The following is a 20,235-nucleotide window of genomic DNA, read 5'->3' on the forward strand; positions in this document are numbered from 1 at the left end:
CATTAGTATTTTCTATTTTTCCCGATTGTATATTTTCATAACTTGTCTGTTTTAACTTAAGGAAGAAATACAAAAAATCTACAAATAAATTTGCTTAAATTTAAAGACAATAACAATCTTTAATCCATTTAATTCCAGACAAATACAACAAATATTTAAAAGCAATTAGTAGAAAAACAGCAACGTCTCATGACTAATAAAGATTTTAATTTTCACAAAGGATTTACATTCAGCAAACATATTCCGGAAGAAGTATCAAATTTTGACCGGGTTTTTGATATTTTCAAAGATTTGCTTACCCATACTTCCGGAGATATCGAAGAAGCCTTTGAATGGCTCGATATGCTGAATAAAGAATATGACATTTTCGACGATGGATATACCATTGAGGATTTTGAAGAGGATTTAAGAAAACGCGGATACATCAAAAAAGAAGATGATCCTGAAGATGGGAATTCCGGATCAGGAAAAGGTAAAAATATACTGACTGCCAAACTGGAGGCTGCTTTACGGGAATATGCTTTGGATCAGATTTTTGGAAAGCTGAAAAAAAGCGGCGTCGGAAACCATCGTACATCGAAAACGGGTGTTGGTGATGAAAGAGATGGTGAAAATCGCACCTATCAATATGGAGATGATCTGTCGTTGGTGAATATGACTGAAAGTCTAAAAAACGCACAGATCAATAACGGAATTTCTGACCTGCGCCTCACGGAAGACGACCTCATCGTAGAGGAAACCAAACATAAAGCGCAGATGAGTACCGTATTGATGATTGACATCAGCCACTCCATGATCTTATATGGTGAAGACCGTATCACGCCTGCTAAAAAAGTGGCCATGGCGCTGGTAGAATTAATTAACCGAAAATATCCAAAGGATTCCATTGATATTATTGTTTTTGGAAATGAAGCCTGGCCTATTAAAGTTAAGGATCTGCCTTACTTAAAGGTCGGCCCTTATCATACCAATACAGTCGCCGGTTTAGAGTTAGCAATGGATATTCTTCGCAGAAAAAGAAATACCAATAAGCAGATCTTTATGATCACTGATGGAAAACCAAGTTGTATTCAACTGCCTACAGGTGAGTTTTATATGAACAGCAATGGCCTGGACGAAATGATTGTTTCCCAATGCCTCAACAGAGCAGCACAAGCCAGAAAACTGAAAATTCCAATCACTACTTTTATGATTGCTCAGGATCCTTATCTGCGTCAGTTTGTGGAAGCCTTTACAGCACAAAATAAAGGGAAAGCCTTTTTAACGGGTCTTTCAGGTTTAGGGCAAATGATTTTTGAAGATTATGAAAAAAACAGAATTAAAAGAATTTAGATATAAGATGTCAGATGTTAGACATTAGATGTCAGACCTATAATTAAGATAAAAGTATCATTAAATAATTGTTATTACTTACAAGAAAATGAAAAACGATATTACATTTAAAGAATTAAAAAAATCCGGTTATACTGATAAAACGATCAATGAAGAAATTCAGGCAAACTTAATTGCAAGAATTAAAGCTAAAGAACCTGTATTTGAAGGTCTTTTAGGTTATGAAGATACGGTAGTTCCGCAATTGAAAAAAGCTATTCTTGCCGGTCATCATATTAATCTATTGGGTTTACGTGGCCAGGCAAAAACGAGGATTGCAAGAAGTATGGTCAATCTTCTTGATGAATACATGCCTATTGTAAAAGGATCCGAGATCAATGACAGTCCGTTTCAGCCTATCTCAAAATTTGCCCGGGATCTTATTGCTGAACATGGTGATGAAACCCCTATTTCATGGGTACACCGCTCCAACCGTTTCTTTGAGAAACTGGCAACACCGGATGTGAATGTTGCTGACTTAATTGGGGATATAGATCCTATTAAAGCGGCTACTTTAAAACTCCCCTATTCCGATGAGCGTGTTTTACACTATGGAATGATTCCTCGTGCCAACCGTTCGATATTTGTATTAAATGAACTTCCGGATCTACAGGCACGGATTCAGGTTTCTTTATTTAATATTTTGCAGGAAGGTGATATTCAGATTCGTGGATTTCAGTTGAGAATGCCACTTGATATCCAGTTTGTCTTTACAGCAAACCCTGAAGATTATACCAACCGTGGAAGTATTGTAACTCCTTTAAAAGATAGAATCGGATCGCAAATTTTCACCCATTATCCTCAGACGATTGCGCTTGCCAGACAGATTACAGAACAGGAAGCCAGGGTTTCAACCGAAGACCGATCAAAAATACAAATTCCAGGTCTGGCAAAAGATCTTCTGGAAGAAGTTGCTTTTGCAGCACGTGACAGTGAATATGTGGATGCAAAAAGTGGTGTAAGTGCGCGACTTACCATCAGTGCTATGGAAAATTTAATGGCGGCTGCAAAATTACGTCTGATCGAGTCTGGTGCCGAAAAAACGACAATTCGTTTGCTCGATTTTATGTCGATCATTCCATCAATTACAGGAAAAATAGAACTTGTGTATGAAGGCGAGCAGGAAGGTGCAGATTATGTAGCGAAAATATTAATCGACAAAGCGGTTATGGTACAGTTTGAAATGCTGTTCCCACGTATATCCAAGCTGGAAAAAGAGAGTATTAAAACACCATATACTGACTTGATCAAATGGTTTAACAAAAACCACCTTGAACTCAATTATGCAGATTCAGATGAGGAATTCTATGCTAAACTAAACAGCATAACCCCTCTGGTAGCAGTGGTTGAAGAAAATACTTCAGGACTCAGCCCTGAAGATCAGAATTTTTGCAAAGAATTGGTTTTATGGGCTTTAACCATTAGTAAAAAACTGGATAAATCTGAAAACCAGACTGCTTTCACTTTTGATTCAGCAGATGTAGGTCAGTTTTTCCGAAACTAAACTATACAAACAACAGAAAGTATATGCAAACAACAGCTTCAGATTTCTCTGAAGCTGTTGTTTTATTTTTAAATTTTTCTAATAAATAGTGACCGGACCTGCCAAACCCATGGATTGAAGTGGCTGGTCCTTCTTTTTTTGATTCGTCCAGTATTGTGCAACAACATTATCTTTAAGGGTTTTCATATAGTTCACCATGACGGTAACCACCTTAATTTCGATATCATTCATTCCTTCCCTGATTAAACCTTCCAAAGGATAAATTCTTCTACCAAACCACTGTGTTCCCGCTTCTACTCCATTGATACGTACCTCACAGATCCCATATACACTTCCCAGATTCAGATAATTTATTGTTGACTTATCTCCTGATTGAAACCTATTCCGGTATACTACCGTTCCTGCAAAATTTGCATATGCAGGCAGTTCTTTAAGATCAGCCAGTTTATTCAGTTCTTCTTTTTTAATGGTTCCATCATAGTGTCTGAATTCAACATCCCAGGTATTGTTAAGTTCTGTTGAGTTATTTCCAGTTAAAGGACTGTCTTTCCAGACTATTCCTTTTCTATCATGATCAAAAACAATCAGCTTGGAATCGGCAGGGCCTAAATCGATATGAAGGCGTCCTTCCGGCAGCTCCAGTCTGAAACGTTTACCTGTTGCAGCATCCCATAACCAGGCCCGTTTGTGTCTGATCACCTCTTTTTCAAATGTAATATCCAACGGCGCATTGTGTTTACTGCTGGAATTATTAAACAGGAAAAGGTCCGCTTTATCTGTCTGATAACGCACCTGGGTGACAAACGTCTTTGGGGACTGAATCTTCACATAAGGCTTAATATTATACTTTTCCTGAACAGTTTTATACCAACCCAGGAAATCAGACGCTGGCTTTTTTAAGAAAATAAAGCGGTCAGGATAAGCCTGCATTTTCGTGACCCAGTCTCTTACTTCCCGATCTCTTTTCTCATAATTATTCCAGCCTGTAGACCGGTCTGGTGTGGCTTCAATACAAAAGATTCTTCCGCCACTGCTAACAAAATCATGGAGTTTACTGGCGGTAGCTGTATCTAAACTATGTACTTCGATCAAAAATAAAGTATGGTATTTTCTCTTTCCATAAGTAAGGAAACCTTTCTTGACTTCCGAGTCGTTGATGACGCGTTCAGAGACATAATCACAGGCATTACCATTCTGATGAATAGATTCCCAGATCAATGCCTGATAAGCTGGCGATACCATAACAGGGAAAGGTTCCATCTGCGCCCCATATTCCGACCACTGATCCGCAAAAGGTGCCAAAAGTGCAATATCAGCAAACATACTTGCCTGCTGTAATACGGCTGATAATCTTGCCCGGTAATCTGTATAATGTTTAAAATACGGCCACATCGTATTCTTCTCATTGAAATATCCACCATAGGTTATCCAGCCGGGAAAAGCTGCTTCCGGTGGCGAATAATTAAATCCATGAAAAATAGGATGGGTAACTCCGGATATCGTACTCTGATCTCCGGCTATTTTAAAAATTTCCAGCGATTCATTAAAGACCATATCCGTATTGGTAAGCTCTTCTGAGCTGATCAGCTTTTTATCCTTTAAATGTGCTGCGGAGGAAACCAATTTATTGATCATCGTATTTCCCCTACCCAGATGCCAGGGATATTGCGTGAATTTTTCCTCACTGATATCTTCTCCTATTCCATATTTCAGCCAGGTCTCACATTCAGGGATATCGATATCAAAACTTCCTTCCAGTGGAAAATAACCGCGTCCATAAGCTTGTGCTCTTGATTTTATCTTATTGTCTTTACACCACTGTACAAAGGTATGTACAAATCTTTCCTCAAATATTTCAGCTTTTGTCAGTTCAAAATCGTACCGCATCCGGTCGATCATCTTTTTAAATTCCGGACCTGATTTTACGGGATAAAGGATATTCTGACCGGTCGTATTTCCCATTCCACCAATTTTAAATAAAACAAAAGGCAGATAAGGATACAGGTCATATCCCCTTCTCCGTTTAAACTCGCTCATCATATCATTGCTCCAGTTCGTTCCTTCCGTCTCCAGACTGTCGACGAAGAAAGATCTGACATTTGGAGCAAGCGGTCCTATTTTTTGCTGAATGCCGTCACTCATCCTGTTGAGGTATTTCTTTACTGCCTCAGTATCGTAATGATTCAGTACAGGTCCCATACCACCCGGAGCACCCTGGATCACACTCATAAAGCGCTGTATTTTTACCAATCCGTAAATGGCATAATCACCTTTAGGTATAGAAACTTTGATCATCCCATTTTTAATCTGATCCGACAGGTTCATTACTTCATCCATACTGTTTAAAGGATCGGGAACAAGCTTTACTTCCATCATTTCCATTGTTCTTCCGCTATATGGACTTGTAATGGCCGGATCAGCCTCTTTGTAAAGATCAAAAAGAGAGAACTCTGTGGTAAGGGGACCTTTCAATTTTTTTACAGCGATCACCACGATCTGTGAACATTCTTCCTTTTTCAGGAAATCACCACCCATAGGGAATCCGGTACCGACAAGCAAATCGCAGGTCATCCCTAATGATTTAGCTTCTTCAAGGGTGAATTTCAATAATTCAATCCACTCATCACTCATCCAGTCTACACTGGGTTTATTCATATCATCAGTTCGTGAGGGAAATGATATGGGATTGATCTCTACACCCCCTATTCCTGCATCTTTTAAAATCCTGAGTTCACGGGCAAGTTCTGATTTTTCTATTTTATCGCCGTTCCACCACCAACGGACAAATGGCCGGTAATGATTTTCCGGGTTACTGAATATTTCAAATAGTGACTTATTAAGGGGTAAATTTCCTTCTTTCAGCATTGCATGTGCATATGACGGCAATACATTCACTAAAACTAAACCGGATGCTGCAACTGAACAATGTTTCAAAAAGTCTCTTCTTTTCATGAATGGCCTGTGTATTAAAATTGATAACACTTATACAAACAGATTCCCTTGAAGGAATCAGATAAGCGGGCGAACCAAATTTAATAGATTTGCCAACAATAATACACTTTTGTTGGAAAAATAATAGGAGATATTTAATGATGATAAAAAATCCAGGAATTCTATTTTCCTGGATCAGTTAATACTTTACGTAAAGAACAGATTTATTTCAATATTTTTTGAGAAATTTCATTAAATAAGTTCTGTCTCATCTTTGAGTTTCTTTGACTTAGAAGTACGATAACGCCCCAATTTTTAACCCTGTTATAAAATATGATCGAAGATTGTCCCATAGAATCACCTGTTTTTACATATACGGTATTTTTATCATCCGCTATAATGTTTGTCCCCAGTCCCAATTCTCTATTATTATCTTTATAGAAGATCTTTTCGGTCAGCATTGCTGCCTGAGATATTTTATTTCCTTTAGTCAAAACCGCTTTCAAATAGGTGATCATATCAGAAGTATTGGACTTTATTAATCCTGCAGGTGCCGTAACATTCCATTTAAGAAATTCCTGAACACCACCATTAGGATTGTAGCCTGTTGTTTTATTTTTTACATTAAAATCTTTTGTTAGGGTATGATTCATTTTTAATGACTTGAGTATTTTCTCACGAATGATCTCATCATAAGTATTTTCATATACCTTTTCTAAGATTTGCCCCAATAAAGTGTAACCAAGGGTTGAATAACGGTATTTTCCATAATCAGTTAATTCAGTGCAATTATTGACAATATCAGTTAATGTTTTTTCAGTTACATTATTGATAGGTTGTTGCGAATCCAGCTCTACAAGTTTTGCAAAATCGACATCAGGCAAGCCAGATTGATGGGAAGCTAAATCCGATATTCTTATTTTATTTTTAAGATCCTTCTGTAATACATATTCTTTAGGAAGGTAGTTGTCTATATAATCATCTAATTTTATTTTATTTTCAATAGCTGCCTGTGCAATTAAATTTGAAGTTAAAATTTTAGTAATTGAAGCAATTTCAAACAGGGAGTTTTTATCAATATCCATTTGATTTCCCTTACTCAGTTTACCATATGCGATATAATGTTCTTTATTATTATTGATGTAACCAACACTGATCCCTACATCCGGATTATTTTTATAGTTACTTTGAATAATGGAATCGATCTTTTTAGAATAGTCCTGCCCAAAAGTAAAGTTGCTTATTAATAATACGGCTACCATTTTTAATGCGTTTTTCATAGTTTTTTATTTAGGTTAAATTTATATTGATGCAAATGTGTGAAAGAAATGATCTTCCCGCGACCGACTGAAAAAAGTCGAACGCATTTATTTAGAAGAATAGGTTTGATAGATTACAAACGGAAGTACGACTTTTTACAAACAACTGTATTACAGTATACTTAATCCCATTATAATCATTATTTATTTTTTGTTAGTGAGCTGGATTTTAGTATTCAGATGATCTCTTATTAAGGTTACAGAACTTGGTTTTCCATTGCTGAAATCGAATTTTAATACATTAGGATAATCAATTATTTTAAATAATCCATTTTTCAGATACACCAACTCATTGTCATTTTTTCCTTTAAAAAATTCCAACAATGGAGACTCAACATACAGGCGATTGTTCTTTTCTACTATTTTAGTTTCCACTCCTTGCGAATAAAGGAAATCGTCATATGTTCCGATCAGTTTCTCTTTTAAGGCTAAAGGCATTTCCTGAATATCTTCATCAGTTCCTTTTTTGTTCCAGTTCATCAGTTGCAAAATCTTTCTTTGAGCCTGAGTTATCACAGGAATACGGTTTGGCTTTTCACCATTAGCAAGAAAAACAAAGCCATTACCATCTGTCATTGTTGCGAAAGTACTCCCACCCACTCCAGTGTTAGAGCCATTACATGAAAACCAACTGTAGTTATTATAGCCAAAAGACTTCTGCCATCCATAACCCCATCCACCAACTGCATTTTTTAAAGCAGAGACTGCTGTTACTTTTTTTGCAATACGATGAGAAATCACTTTGTTATTTTTGTTACGCAGGGCATTTTGTATCTCAATAGAGAGCTTAGCCAGATCACTTGGTGTCGACCACATGCCTGATGCTCCAACCTGCGGAGTAATTGGTAAACCTGTTTTAATTACTTTTTTATCTTTATCGTGGACAAGAGCAACATTGGTCGGAAATCCATTTTCATCAGGCTGAATCATTGTCGTATTTTTCATACCAAGAGGTGAAAAAATATACTCGTTGGCAAGCTCTGCAATAGATTTATTTAAAGTATCTTCTAATGCCATTTGTACAATTACGTAACCGCCACCGCTGTACTGCCAGTCAGTTCCAGGCGTAAATAAGAATTCAATTTCTTTATCATATCTTGGAATTTGACCTAAAAGACTTTGTTGTATGCTTGGAATTGTTTCACCTTGATAATAGTCTTCAAATCCACTCTGACTTGTGCCCGCCGTATGATTAAGAAATTGTCTCCAGTTTGGACTGTTGTTTTCCGTAAACTTACTTTTTGGCAAATGCCAGCGTTTTAGATAATTGTCTATAGGATCATCTAAATTAATCAGTCCTTTCTCCTCAAGGATATGACAAAGAAGTGCAGTAATCGGTTTTGAAATAGATGCTGTAGAAAAAGCTGTGTTTTGATCTATTTTCTGTCCTGAGTTTATGGATTTTACACCAAATTGTTTTGAATAAACGATCTCATAGTTTTCAAAAACCACCATACTAAATCCGGCAAGTTTGTATTTTTCTAATTGTTGCTCAATATGTAAACTGTCGGTAAGAATGGTATAGTCTTTTCTTTGGGTCAATGCTTTGTTGCTCGTATGACAACTAGACATTATGATCATTAAAATTAATAAATAAACAGAACTTTTCATTGTATCGTTTTTTGGGTTAAAAAATTATTTCGATACAAATTTGGGATAACGATCAGCCTTGTGCGACCGACTAAAAAAAGTCGGCCCTATTTCATCAAAAAAATACGTATGATTTATGTATTACAGAAGTGCGACTTTTTACAAACAACTATATTACAACTGTTTACGATATACAGTAGGTGTAAAACCTGTATGTTTTTTAAAAGCCGTATTAAAAGATGATTTTGAATTAAAACCCACTTCATACAGGATCTCAAGAACCGTTACTTTATTTTTTGTCGGATCTTTTAAAATGGTCTTTGCATTTTCTATACGATAGGTATTGATAAAGTCAAAGAAATGTTGACCCAGCTGATGATTAATTAAAAGGGACAGATCACGAACAGGAATTTTAATCTCATTTGAAATATCCTGAATGGTTAAAGAAGGATTAAGAAATGGTTTTTCTTCTACCATGTATTTCTTTAATTTCACTAATTCTTCGTTGTATTCTTTTTCATTTACCGTTTCCGGCTCGTTCTTCTTTTCTTCTAAAATAATATCCGAAACGAGTTTTAATTTTGAATCAATATTTCTGAATAATCCGGGATTGTTGAGCGCCTTAAACAAATACCAACACACTATAAACAGCTGAAGTACCAGGATTCCGATTTTTATCCATTCAGAAATGTAGGGATAATCTGAAAATTTGAAAATGTTTTTGAAAATGACGATCACATATAAAATAGTGAGTACAAGTGTAAACTGAAACAGCCAGTTATAAGAATTAATGCTTGTACCAGCGTTGTTTTCAAGATATAGTTTTTTTGCTTTTCTCAACAGTATAAAAATAGCTACAAAATAGATAAGTACCTGAATATGGAATAGAATATGGGTTAACTGCAGTTCTATCCTGGTTTGACGATTGATAATAAAATCAATTTTAGAAGCGATATCTACTGTGTAAAAACGAGGTAACAAAATTATATTCGCTATTAAAAATGGAAGCAGATGTATGAGATATTTGGGCTTAAACTTAAAATCTGAATAACAAACCGACAGTATATAGAGGTAAAAAACAGGAATTTGTAGAAAAGCCAGAGTCGTTTTCAGCATTCCCAGATTCGAAGGACGGTCAGTTAACAGGCCTAATATTGGATCACTTGTATCAATTGCCGTGATTATAAGAAAAACCGCAAAAAGAATATTGCTGGTCTTGTGTTTTGTTTTAACGGTGAGTAGAAAGAATGCAAGAAACAATGAAATGAATAAGGAGATTACTGTTACAATAATTAATAAATTCATTTTATCCATTCTATATTCTTTTTGTTTATTGCTTTTTAGGAAATTAGTTATTTAAGGCTGACCCGTGCAAATATAGAAATTAGAATGGAGCTGTCTGTTTTTTTTATGAAAAAACCTGGTATCAAACCTCATTTTCACAAGTTCTCTGATGACACTATTTTTGTTTTACTAAACTGTTAGTCCTTCATAAAGTTTTCTTATATTTATATAACTTATTAAGAATATATGAAAAAGAAGGTTGTCCTTATTCAGGATAATGAAGAAATCCTGGAGATCATGGATGAGGTATTACAGGATGAAGGATTTGATGTCACTTCATCATTAACAACCGAACCAATTGAAAAAATTGACGAGATTGACCCCGATGTCGTCATTGTAGACGATAACATCAAAGGAGATAAGAAAGGAGCAAAAGTGATTGAAGAATTAAAGAATGATCCTCAAACAGAAGAAGTTTCTGCTGTCCTCACTTCTACATCACATGATTTACCACAAAAAGCAAAAGATTGCAAAGCTGATGACTATATCGAAAAACCATTTGATATTGATCATATGATCAATGTGGTTAAAAATAATTCCTGATCAACTTGTTAATTTTTTTTGAGTGTTCTCATCAGCATGATTAGCATTGAAATAAACAATTATATTTTAGATAACTGATGAACGTTAATTTTTCAATATTTCCAGCATTAGAAACTGAGCGTCTTAACTTAAGAAGATTGTCCCTTGAAGATGCTCAGGCAATTTATGAACTACGATCAGATCATGAAGTAGCCAAATTAACAGGGAGGGAACCTGCCAATAGCATCAGTGATGCAACAGCTTATATCCAAAAAATTGAAAATCTGTTCAATGAGAATTCGTGTATATTTTGGGCAATTTCCTATAAAGATCAATCTGCTTTAATAGGTGCCTTATGTTTTTGGAATTTTGACTTGAGCAACAAGTCTGTCGAAATAGGATATGAACTGCTTCCTGAATTTCAAAAAATGGGGATCATGGGAGAAGGCTTAAGAGCAATCATCAATTTTGGATTCGAAAATATGGGCGCTGAAACAATTACAGCCTTTCCTTCTGCTCATAACCCGTCATCAGTTAATATATTAGAAAAACTAAATTTTAAAATGGTGCATGATACCTTCCAACATACCCACGAAAATATTGAAGGGATGCTTACTTATGTTCTTCACCATTCTGAACATTCAGATTCCAAATCGGAATTTTAACTGAGAGTTTCTATTCCATTATTGGTTTACGATTAAAATAAAAAGCCCAACATCTCTGATATTGGACTTTTGCATATTCCTTAAAATCAAGTTAATTAAATACTTGTGTCTTAATATAATTAACATCCACATCCCTAATATAATTAACCAGATTGGTATATTGTGAATGGAAATTATAACCTCCCTCCTTCATCTCTTTCGTAGCATCTTGCTTGCTCCAATTCTGGAAAACAATACGGTACATTGCCATAGTAACTCCAGTCCTGTCACTCCCATGTGCACAATGTATGTCTATTGGTTTGGGAGCTGTTCTTATAATTTTTAAAGCCTGGATAATTTCTACATCCGAAACATCTGAAGCCACCATAGGAACATTGTATAAAGTGCCTGTATAGTTGGTTCCTGAAACGTTGTCTATGTGACCTGACCTCAGATTAAGAATTGAGGCTACATTCTTTTGTTCAAGGTAGTTATAGCCATCACTATCGGGCTGTTCACTTCTATAAACATCATTATTGACTTTGTACAGATTATCAAAAGGTGATCCTGTAACTTTCTGAGCCCAGTTTTGAGGTCGCGAACTTTTAGAAGCAATAGCCAGTTCAGAACTTTTGGAGCTGTAAGCTGATTTAGACAGTGAATCTTCGGAATTTTCAGGAGCACAAGCTATTGTACCCAAAGCCAAAATGATAAAAATTACTTTTTTCATGTTTTTTATTTTATTTTAAAAATGGTCTGTTTTACTGGTTACTACTATATTAATTATCGAGCTCTATTTCACTTTTTCACTTTGCTTACAATGTAGGTTAAAGTATAGTGCAAATTGCCGCAATAATTTATCATATATTCTTCGAAACAAGCGGGTACAAATCTGAATAGAATGACTTATAAATTCTTATAATCATCTAGTAATAAACAGCAAATGTATGAATAAAAGTATTATATTTCAATAAATAGGGATATATTTTTATTAATATTGCAAAAAGACAAAACATTGAGAATGTAAAATATTAATTTATATTTTAATAAGTTATTATGAAGTAAATAAAAAATCCAAATAAGATTAAAATTTAAAATGATATTATATTATTTAATGCATAATATATTATAAATTAACTATCTTTGAGTGTATTGGAAAATGAAAAATATATCCCATAAAATGGAAAACATTTGATCATTTATAGTATAGTTACCGTTTATTATAGGGTGTAAGTTTAAAATTCAGGAAGAATCTGAGGTTTAAGTTTGGAACAATTCCAATCTTTTTTGGATCTTCATATTTTCCAATCTGGCAAGATCTTTTATTTCTGTCTTACTACATTTCGGTAATTCAGCAGTTATTTCCGATATCGTTTTCGATGCGGATTATTTTTCAGAAGTATTATTTTTCTTAGTTAGAGCTATTAATTTTTTGGGGTCGTTTTACATGAAATTAAAGTAATGAATACACCCATTTATATAGGTTATTGTTATGATAGATTATTGTATGTGAACTAAAGCAGTTCAGGGTAATTTATCTTTTATTTAAAAAATAATATGAGAAAAAATCTACTTACGTGTCTATTTATATTAATAGTCACTCTGGCAAATAGCCGAACCTTTTTAGATTTAGAAACTATTCGGTTCCCGACAGCACCAACGATTGGCCAATCAGCGAATGTTCATTCTGCTGGGATTGTTCCACCACCTGCCAATGATGAATGTTCAGGTGCGGTATTGCTACCGATAAATCCTCCGCTATCCTGCACTTCTGTTACGCTTGGAAGTACTGTTGGAGCCACTCAGTCTATGCCCGCAACCTGCGGCGGAAATGGATTAGCCACTGACGATGTTTGGTTTAAATTTGTTGCAACAGCAACTACACATCTCGTTGAAGTATCGAATACTGTTCCGATAGCAACGCCTATGAATTTCCAAGTATTCTCCGGAAGTTGTGGCAGCAGTATGACAAGTCTGTTCTGTCATGTATCTGGGATTTGTGTTGGTACTGGCCCAGATCCCGGACCACCTATCTGTCCAATGAAGGGTATTCTATCAGGTTTAATCGTTGGACAAACTTATTATGTTAGGGTATATGAATCTTCTTCTATTCCCGGATACAATGTAAATTTCAATATCTGCGTACGTAACCTGCCTGTTAATGATGATTGTCAGGGAGCCTTGATCGCTTCCTCTTTTCCCTATTCTTATACTCAGGTGGATGGTCCGGCAGTAAGTGAGGCAACAACAAGTAATCCTTTCTGCTCTTCATCAGCAACTCCTGTTTTTATAAGGGATGGTACCTGGTTTAGGTTTATAGCCGATGGTAGTTTGTACAACATTACTGTTACAACACCATCTGGAAGTACTTTTGACCCTGCAATTGGTGTTTATGGTGGCGTCTGTTCAAATTTTACATGTTTAGGTACTGTGAATAACGGATCTGGAGGTCAAACTGAAATACTCACAATACAGACTAATGCTGGTACTGTTTATTATATAAACGTAGGTGGGGTTCAGTCGAGTACTGCTCCACCCGGAATATTTACCATCAACATTACCAAAGGTCCTTCTCTTGGTATTTCTGAAGCTTTACAAGCCAAAAATACCATCGATATTTATCCCAATCCTTTTATAGATCTATTAAATATTTCTGATATTAAGAATGTAAAATCTGTTTCTATAGTGGATATTTCAGGGAGATTGTTGAAAACGATTGATAAACCATCTTCAGTTCTTCAGCTAAAAGAATTAAAGTCGGGCACCTATGTAGTGGTTGTTTATATGAAAGACGGATCTAAACAAACCTTTAATACGATTAAAAAATAAGTATTATAAGTAAAGAACATTTATAATAATTATCACATAAAAGCAAAAATTGAATTGAATATTGAATAATTAAAAACCACCGCAATCGCAGTGGTTTTTGTTATTTCATGATATCAAATGGACTACATTTTATATATAATACCCCACTCAAGATAGATCGATTCAATTTTGATTTAGAAAAATTTATAATTAGATTTATCTACTAAATATAGAATGGTCATTATGAAATATTCAAAAGAATATGTGACTCAAGATGAGCACATTGACGTACAGGGAATTATGGATGGTTTATACTATCCTTTTTACATGGAAGAATGCAGACATCAGTATATTGATGAAATTTTGGGCTTCAATCTGGAAAACGAAGCAAAAAATGGCGTTAATATGGTTTTATCCGGGTACACGATCAGTTTTCTCAGATCTTTAAAACAAGGAGATACCTTCACTGTAACCTGTGAATTATTTCGCGACAAAAGTGATGCTCCTAAAATACATTTTAAGCAATCCATTATTCTGAATGGTAAGGTAACGACAAAAGCTACTTTTACAGGTACATGTGTGCCATCTACAGGTGGAAGGCCATTTCTTCCCGAGGCCATAAAAACGCTTATTGAGAATGCCCCTACTTTGGAAGATTAAGTCGTTGTAAAATTAAAATATACCATATAAAAAGCGAGTTATTAAACTCGCTTTTACTTTTTACAATAAATCAGTTATGACTTACAAAAACAAAATCAATGTTAGCATGTTCTTCTAACCTATTCCTTATTTTTGTAAAGAATTAAGCAACTAAATTATCTATCCTAAAATATGGACAATACATTTTCTGACAATGAACAAATTGGAATAGTTTCTACTTTTTCTGAACTTGTATACACCCATTTTCAGGGAGCTATGAATGCTATTTGCTGGCACAGAAATTTAGTTGGAGATTTTAACGAGATCGTATCTAAGCTTCATTTAAAAGAGAACGTCACAGAAGTTTCCATTGAAGACCTTTTAGCTCTACAACTATCAGAAAAAGGTAATGAGGCAAGGGAAATCATCTTAAGTGATATACAGTTATTAACTGATTTTGGAGCATTACCTTCTCTCAATCTGCTCAAAAGTTACGAACGGGATGAGGAGTTCGATTTCATTTCAACAGATGTATATTCGTATCATGTCGATCGATCACCGATTTTAACGGATACTTTTTTGTGTACCTATCATGGTACTGCAAGTGAAATCTTACCCAATGATCAGGTTGAACAAAAAATTCTGATCCCTGAAATCCGGGATAAGCTTAAAAAATTACACAATGGTCCGGAAGAGGAATTTGAAGACTTCCTGAAAGACTATTTCTTCGATCTGCATTATCAGCCCAAACCAAATGCTGAACCTGTCAGTTTAAAAGCTGGACATCTTTGGCGACTGGCGGTAGATCATCCAGAACAACAAGTTTTACCCTGTGTTCATAGAGCTCCTATTGAAAACGATAGTGAATACCGACTGCTTCTGATTTGTTAAGGAGTCTATTTGGTATTCCAGGCTGCTATTTGTTCACAATAAAAAGAACTCTTCAATGAAGGCAATTTTGCTTGTGTTACAATGTAATTTTTGGTACATTGATCTTTATTATTATCAATTAATATTTAACTCACATGGCTGATACCGTTATATTATCTGAAGGAGCAGAATTTGATCATGTTATACAAGAGGTTTCAAAATATATCCACCTGTATGTAATGGCCTTTGAAAAGAATGAACGAACCATTACACGAATCGATAAACGTGAAAAAATGTATGGTGGAAAAGGAACAGTATACATGTTACAAATGTTCGACCAGAATGAATTAACCAATAATCGTCTGGGAGCTTATATGGTCTTATTAAATAGAGGCGATGAATCGGGATTTCACACCCATAATGAAAGAAACGAGGAAGAATTGTATGTTGTAGTGCATGGAACCGGAGAATATCGTGAAAGAACCGGAACGCAGGGACCAGAACGTAAAAAAACGCTTCAAAAAGGAGACATTACGGCCATCAGCTCCATAGGCTATCATTCTATAGAAAACACTGGAGACGAACCTTTAATCATGTTTGTTATTACTACGAATAATCCACACTAACTTTGCAATGTTATTTGTTAATACTTTATCATAGAATTATTTACCATGTAAATTGATTACATTTGTTTCATCACATACATGTGAAAAAAATCAAACAAATTGATCTATGGAAAGAAAATTTTTATTCATCATTGGATGGTGCCTGAGTCTTACTATTTCTGCACAAACAACTACCAATGTACTTCAAAAAAGTATATCAGCATTGGGAAACTGGGAAACAGTGAATGATTTTGAATATGCGACTAACAGGATAAATATAGATAAATGGCAAGGATATGATTTCGACCATGCTCTACCGGAAAAAGATTCATTCCATCTTTTTGTTGACTTAAAAGGCAGCCATTTTTTACACCATACGCAGAATCATTATCCTGGAGGCTATGTGTTTGACACCTACAGATTGGGACGGGACTCAACCTATTATGTATATGATGGTATTGGCAGTAGAACGGGAAAAGACCTACTGAATCTGGGTTCAGCCTCTTTCGATAAAAGGAAGAATAGCCTGTTGAACAATTTCCCTTATTTTATACTTAAACAATTACTTCAGGAAATTAAAGACGAGTCCGTGCTTACAGAAGGAAAGGATTTGATTGTCTTAAAAAAGAATCCAAGTGGAACTGAAGAATACAGATTTGATACAATCACTTTTCTTTTGAAGAAAATCACCAGAATACAGGGACAAGACACCATAGTACAGCGTTTCGAAGATTACATACCGACTGATGGATTAATGATTGCGAAGAAAAGCAGCCTGGAGCGCAATGGAAATATTATTTATTCAGATTCATTAAGCTTATTTAAATACAATCAGAATTTCGCCAGTCTCGTTTTTGATTTTCCTCCAGGATATAAATCAACTAGTGAAAGCACTCCCGTACTTTCTGCAAAAATGATCGCTAAAGATGTTTACCTGATTGAAAATGTAGATGGAGACCGCAATATCATGTTTATTAATATGGGAAATTATATTGTACTTACAGAAGCACCCATATCATCAGCAACGACCAAATCTATACTGGATGTTATTCATACCACACTCCCTGATATTCCTATCAAATATGTTCATCTTTCTCACTTCCATAACGATCATATAGCCGGTATTGCTGAAGTTGTGAAAGAAGGGGCTACTATTATTTGTGCAGAAAACATGAAGCAGCCGGTTATGAGCATGCTGCAAAACAGCGATAGCAGTCTTTATAAAAATGGAAAAGTAAATTTTGAAGTATTTAATAATAAAAAGGTATTAGAAAATGATCATAAAAAGCTGGAATTTATTGAAATACCTAATAGTCATGCAAAAGGAATGTCATTTTTATATCTGCCTCAGGAGAAAATGATCTATCAGGGAGATCTGTTATCATTGCCTGCGGATTCATACACCACCCCCGCAATAGCTGTAACAAAAGAATTCAGCGATTTTTTACGTCAGAAAAAAATAACTTTTACAAAAATTATTGGCCATCATGGACTTTCTGTAATTTCTAAAGAAACGTTTAATGAGATTGTCAAAATGAAGAAGAAAGATCCGCTTTTTAAAAATACATTTGAGCATTAGAACGGGTAAACGTATCGAACAATTGCTAAATTTATCATTAATAATCCTAACTACATTATATGGACTTAAAAATACTTTCAATTGTATGGGGAGTACAGGATCTTGACAGAGCAATAACCTTTTGGTGTAAGGCATTGAATTATAAATTGAAACGGAATCCAGATCTGGATTTTGCCATTTTGATTCCCCAAAATGGTCAGGGAATGCAGTTATCGTTGAAACTCACCAGCTCCGAGGAGCCAAGAAGACACCATATTGACCTGATCACTGAGAACCAAAAAGAAGAAGTAAAACGGTTACTTAGTATAGGTGCTGTAAAAATGCAAAATTGGGATTATGAACAGGATGCTGATTATGTAGTTTTGCTTGATCCTGAAGGAAATTCTTTTTGTGTTGTCCAAGCATAAATAGGTTTGTGCAAGGTAAATCTCTTTAAATGCACAGGTGCTAATATGGCAATATAATCTTCAAATTTTAATTTCGGTATTTCGGAAAATATCGATATCTTTGTTCCATGGAATTAATTACAGTTTTTAAAGCGCTCAGTAACCAAGCTAGAATCAACATACTTGTCTGGCTTAAGCAGCCTCACCTCCACTTTACTGCTGATGAATTGAAGGACTATGATTCCAATCTTGGTGTTTGTGTAAGTGACATTACAAAAAAAGCTGGTTTATCTCCATCTACCACCTCAGACTATCTGAGTTTACTACAAAAATGTGGGCTTATCGAAGCTACAAGGATGGGTCAGTGGACCTACTACAAACGTAATGAAGGAGCGATTGAGACGCTTAACAAATTAATTCAAAAATCATTGTGAATTTTTTTAACTAAACATTTCGAAAATAAGCGAAATATCTAATTATGAAAGCAATTGTAATTAAAAATTATGGAGGACCGGAAGTTCTCCAGTTAGCGGAAGTGACGACTCCTTCCATAACAGATCCTTCTCAGGTATTAGTGAAGGTAAGAGCTACCTCAGTAAATCCCCTTGATTATCAGGTAAGGCGGGGAGATTATACGTCAGTGTTTGATTTACCAATTGTAACTGGTCACGATATCTCAGGTGATGTTGTAGCAGTAGGTGAAGCAGTAAAAAATTGGCGGCCTGGTGATAAAGTTTATTATTCACCGCGTTTTGGTGGCTCCGGCAGTTATGCTGAATATCACCTTACAGACGAAGCCTCATTATCCAGGATGCCTGATAATCTTAGCTACGAGGAAGCTGCTGCTGTTCCGCTTATTGGAGGAACGGTTTGGGAAATGCTTGTGGTACGGGCTCAACTAAAAAAAGGAGATACCATTCTCATCCTCGGAGGAGCAGGTGGTGTTGGAACATTGGCAATTCAGGTCGCTAAATCATTGGGTGCTTTTGTTTATACAACAGGACAAAGTATTTTACATGAAAAACTTCAGAATCTTGGAGCAGATATAGTCATTGACCATCATCAAAAAAACTATATTGAAGAAATACTGGCCTATACTGAGGGAAAAGGTGTAGATGTAATTATTGATACTGTAGGAGGAAGCACACTTTCGGACAGTCCCCTAGCCTTAGCGAACTATGGTAAAATTGTAACGCTTGTTGACATTCCCCAGCCACAAAACCTGATCAACGCATGGGAAAAAAACGCTACCTATCATTTTGTTTTTACGCGGCAAAACAGAGATGAGCTTCATCATATTACCCAACTAATTGAATCTGGACATGTAAAACCAATTATAGATAGTATATACCCCATTGAAGAGGTGAAAAAAGCCCATCAAAGAATAGAGGATACAAAACGGGAGCGGCCTTTATTTGGTAAAATTGTACTTTCATTGTAAAAATGCTTTTTGTAATAGAAAATTATTTGAAATCCGTATATGATCGGAATATAATAGATAGATCCCTATTTCTGGTGAAATCACAGCTTTTTCATTAAGTTAATTTTCTAAAATATATACATATTCTCTGGAATTGCTCTGGAAGCACTTTTCAACTGTGAAAAGTGCTCCCAGAGTTTTAATCAAAGTAAACAATAGAGTTAATATAGTTATAGCCTAATTAGCATTTGTAGTAGATATGATGAAATCATCACTTATTCTTGATTTTCTCACGATGTTTCAGGCCAAATTCAATTAAAGCATTGATAACAGGAAGAGTCTCTTTAGCATGATCGGTAAGTTCATAAGACACCGTTATCGGTTTTGTATTGTTTACTGTCCGGGTGATCAGTAAATTTTCTTCTAACTGTTGTAGTTCCTTTGACAATATTTTTGGTGATATGCCCTCTATGGTTTCCTGTAAATCTTTAAAGCGCATAATTCCATAAAGATATAAACTTCTCAAAAGAACTATTTTCCATTTACCACTTAATAATTCCAAAGCGTCATTCAGCGCTAATTTTCTGTTAATGTCGGGTTCTGAATTACATTTTGTTTTTCCCATAATTATAGTAACTATCCTAAAGGTAATGAATAGTAAAATTATTATGAATGATTGATAGTTTTGATATTATAAACATAA

18 protein-coding genes are annotated in these 20,235 nt (G+C 35.2%); 12 read left to right on the forward strand and 6 right to left on the reverse strand.

What is annotated here, in order from left to right; translation table 11 throughout:
* Nucleotides 1-189 precede the first annotated feature (189 nt).
* Nucleotides 190-1,332, forward strand: coding sequence for a vWA domain-containing protein (locus NG806_RS08985; protein ID WP_261512766.1), 1,143 nt, complete (start codon nucleotides 190-192; stop codon nucleotides 1,330-1,332).
* A gap of 88 nt (nucleotides 1,333-1,420) precedes the next feature.
* Complete coding sequence (locus tag NG806_RS08990; RefSeq protein ID WP_214833903.1) at nucleotides 1,421-2,875, forward strand: sigma 54-interacting transcriptional regulator; 1,455 nt, start codon at nucleotides 1,421-1,423, stop codon at nucleotides 2,873-2,875.
* Between the two features lie 78 nt (nucleotides 2,876-2,953).
* Here NG806_RS08990 and NG806_RS08995 read toward each other — a convergent pair whose 3' ends face one another.
* The 4 genes from NG806_RS08995 to NG806_RS09010 form a co-directional block, all read right to left on the reverse strand.
* Complete coding sequence (locus tag NG806_RS08995; protein WP_261512767.1) at nucleotides 2,954-5,827, reverse strand: glycosyl hydrolase; 2,874 nt, start codon at nucleotides 5,825-5,827, stop codon at nucleotides 2,954-2,956.
* A gap of 203 nt (nucleotides 5,828-6,030) precedes the next feature.
* Nucleotides 6,031-7,086 (reverse strand): serine hydrolase domain-containing protein, encoded by a 1,056-nt coding sequence (locus NG806_RS09000; protein ID WP_261512768.1) that lies wholly within the window; start codon nucleotides 7,084-7,086, stop codon nucleotides 6,031-6,033.
* 183 nt (nucleotides 7,087-7,269) lie between these two features.
* Nucleotides 7,270-8,736 (reverse strand): serine hydrolase domain-containing protein, encoded by a 1,467-nt coding sequence (locus tag NG806_RS09005; RefSeq protein WP_261512769.1) that lies wholly within the window; start codon nucleotides 8,734-8,736, stop codon nucleotides 7,270-7,272.
* 153 nt (nucleotides 8,737-8,889) lie between these two features.
* Nucleotides 8,890-10,020 (reverse strand): helix-turn-helix domain-containing protein, encoded by a 1,131-nt coding sequence (locus NG806_RS09010; RefSeq protein ID WP_261512770.1) that lies wholly within the window; start codon nucleotides 10,018-10,020, stop codon nucleotides 8,890-8,892.
* Between the two features lie 225 nt (nucleotides 10,021-10,245).
* On the opposite strand from NG806_RS09010, the gene NG806_RS09015 reads away from it, so the two are divergent.
* Nucleotides 10,246-10,602, forward strand: coding sequence for a response regulator (locus tag NG806_RS09015; protein WP_214833918.1), 357 nt, complete (start codon nucleotides 10,246-10,248; stop codon nucleotides 10,600-10,602).
* A 77-nt stretch (nucleotides 10,603-10,679) separates the two neighbouring features.
* Nucleotides 10,680-11,246 (forward strand): GNAT family N-acetyltransferase, encoded by a 567-nt coding sequence (locus tag NG806_RS09020; protein ID WP_214833921.1) that lies wholly within the window; start codon nucleotides 10,680-10,682, stop codon nucleotides 11,244-11,246.
* Between the two features lie 91 nt (nucleotides 11,247-11,337).
* Here the strand turns inward: NG806_RS09020 and NG806_RS09025 are convergent, their stop codons facing one another.
* Entirely contained in the window at nucleotides 11,338-11,955 is a 618-nt protein-coding gene (locus tag NG806_RS09025; protein ID WP_214833924.1) for a phosphatase domain-containing putative toxin, read from the reverse strand.
* Between the two features lie 827 nt (nucleotides 11,956-12,782).
* Between NG806_RS09025 and NG806_RS09030 the strand changes: the two genes are divergently transcribed.
* From NG806_RS09030 to NG806_RS09065, 8 genes are all read left to right on the forward strand, one after another.
* Nucleotides 12,783-14,054, forward strand: coding sequence for a T9SS type A sorting domain-containing protein (locus NG806_RS09030; protein ID WP_261512771.1), 1,272 nt, complete (start codon nucleotides 12,783-12,785; stop codon nucleotides 14,052-14,054).
* Between the two features lie 222 nt (nucleotides 14,055-14,276).
* On the forward strand, nucleotides 14,277-14,693 hold the full coding sequence (locus NG806_RS09035) for an acyl-CoA thioesterase (RefSeq protein ID WP_214833929.1): 417 nt from the start codon (nucleotides 14,277-14,279) through the stop codon (nucleotides 14,691-14,693).
* 171 nt (nucleotides 14,694-14,864) lie between these two features.
* On the forward strand, nucleotides 14,865-15,563 hold the full coding sequence (locus NG806_RS09040) for a DUF1826 domain-containing protein (protein ID WP_261512774.1): 699 nt from the start codon (nucleotides 14,865-14,867) through the stop codon (nucleotides 15,561-15,563).
* A gap of 134 nt (nucleotides 15,564-15,697) precedes the next feature.
* A complete protein-coding gene (locus NG806_RS09045) occupies nucleotides 15,698-16,168 on the forward strand; it encodes a cupin domain-containing protein (protein WP_214833934.1) in 471 nt (156 codons plus the stop codon).
* Between the two features lie 106 nt (nucleotides 16,169-16,274).
* Nucleotides 16,275-17,726 carry an MBL fold metallo-hydrolase gene (locus NG806_RS09050; RefSeq protein WP_261512776.1) on the forward strand — a complete coding sequence of 484 codons (1,452 nt, stop codon included), beginning with the start codon at nucleotides 16,275-16,277 and terminating at the stop codon, nucleotides 17,724-17,726.
* 59 nt (nucleotides 17,727-17,785) lie between these two features.
* Nucleotides 17,786-18,133, forward strand: a complete 348-nt coding sequence (locus tag NG806_RS09055; protein WP_261512778.1) for a VOC family protein — start codon at nucleotides 17,786-17,788, stop codon at nucleotides 18,131-18,133.
* A gap of 107 nt (nucleotides 18,134-18,240) precedes the next feature.
* On the forward strand, nucleotides 18,241-18,546 hold the full coding sequence (locus NG806_RS09060; RefSeq protein WP_261512779.1) for an ArsR/SmtB family transcription factor: 306 nt from the start codon (nucleotides 18,241-18,243) through the stop codon (nucleotides 18,544-18,546).
* 44 nt (nucleotides 18,547-18,590) lie between these two features.
* A complete protein-coding gene (locus NG806_RS09065; protein WP_261512780.1) occupies nucleotides 18,591-19,553 on the forward strand; it encodes a zinc-binding dehydrogenase in 963 nt (320 codons plus the stop codon).
* Between the two features lie 250 nt (nucleotides 19,554-19,803).
* Here NG806_RS09065 and NG806_RS09070 read toward each other — a convergent pair whose 3' ends face one another.
* Nucleotides 19,804-20,157: a winged helix-turn-helix transcriptional regulator gene (locus NG806_RS09070; protein ID WP_214833948.1), complete on the reverse strand. Its 354-nt coding sequence runs from the start codon at nucleotides 20,155-20,157 to the stop codon at nucleotides 19,804-19,806.
* Nucleotides 20,158-20,235: the final 78 nt, after the last annotated feature.

This window comes from Chryseobacterium paludis (assembly GCF_025403485.1).
GTDB classification, from domain to species: Bacteria; Bacteroidota; Bacteroidia; order Flavobacteriales; family Weeksellaceae; genus Chryseobacterium; species Chryseobacterium paludis.

Bases quoted from the DNA above. Each gene is read 5' to 3' on its own strand.
- NG806_RS08990 (WP_214833903.1), top strand. From the start codon at position 1,421: ATGAAAAACGATATTACATTTAAAGAATTAAAAAAATCCGGTTATACT.
- NG806_RS09005 (WP_261512769.1), bottom strand. From the start codon at position 8,736: ATGAAAAGTTCTGTTTATTTATTAATTTTAATGATCATAATGTCTAGT.
- NG806_RS09040 (WP_261512774.1), top strand. From the start codon at position 14,865: ATGGACAATACATTTTCTGACAATGAACAAATTGGAATAGTTTCTACT.
- NG806_RS09070 (WP_214833948.1), bottom strand. From the start codon at position 20,157: ATGGGAAAAACAAAATGTAATTCAGAACCCGACATTAACAGAAAATTA.
- NG806_RS09015 (WP_214833918.1), top strand. From the start codon at position 10,246: ATGAAAAAGAAGGTTGTCCTTATTCAGGATAATGAAGAAATCCTGGAG.
- NG806_RS09045 (WP_214833934.1), top strand. From the start codon at position 15,698: ATGGCTGATACCGTTATATTATCTGAAGGAGCAGAATTTGATCATGTT.
- NG806_RS09035 (WP_214833929.1), top strand. From the start codon at position 14,277: ATGAAATATTCAAAAGAATATGTGACTCAAGATGAGCACATTGACGTA.
- NG806_RS09010 (WP_261512770.1), bottom strand. From the start codon at position 10,020: ATGAATTTATTAATTATTGTAACAGTAATCTCCTTATTCATTTCATTG.
- NG806_RS09060 (WP_261512779.1), top strand. From the start codon at position 18,241: ATGGAATTAATTACAGTTTTTAAAGCGCTCAGTAACCAAGCTAGAATC.
- NG806_RS09050 (WP_261512776.1), top strand. From the start codon at position 16,275: ATGGAAAGAAAATTTTTATTCATCATTGGATGGTGCCTGAGTCTTACT.
- NG806_RS09020 (WP_214833921.1), top strand. From the start codon at position 10,680: ATGAACGTTAATTTTTCAATATTTCCAGCATTAGAAACTGAGCGTCTT.
- NG806_RS09030 (WP_261512771.1), top strand. From the start codon at position 12,783: ATGAGAAAAAATCTACTTACGTGTCTATTTATATTAATAGTCACTCTG.
- NG806_RS09000 (WP_261512768.1), bottom strand. From the start codon at position 7,086: ATGAAAAACGCATTAAAAATGGTAGCCGTATTATTAATAAGCAACTTT.
- NG806_RS08985 (WP_261512766.1), top strand. From the start codon at position 190: ATGACTAATAAAGATTTTAATTTTCACAAAGGATTTACATTCAGCAAA.
- NG806_RS09025 (WP_214833924.1), bottom strand. From the start codon at position 11,955: ATGAAAAAAGTAATTTTTATCATTTTGGCTTTGGGTACAATAGCTTGT.
- NG806_RS09055 (WP_261512778.1), top strand. From the start codon at position 17,786: ATGGACTTAAAAATACTTTCAATTGTATGGGGAGTACAGGATCTTGAC.
- NG806_RS09065 (WP_261512780.1), top strand. From the start codon at position 18,591: ATGAAAGCAATTGTAATTAAAAATTATGGAGGACCGGAAGTTCTCCAG.
- NG806_RS08995 (WP_261512767.1), bottom strand. From the start codon at position 5,827: ATGAAAAGAAGAGACTTTTTGAAACATTGTTCAGTTGCAGCATCCGGT.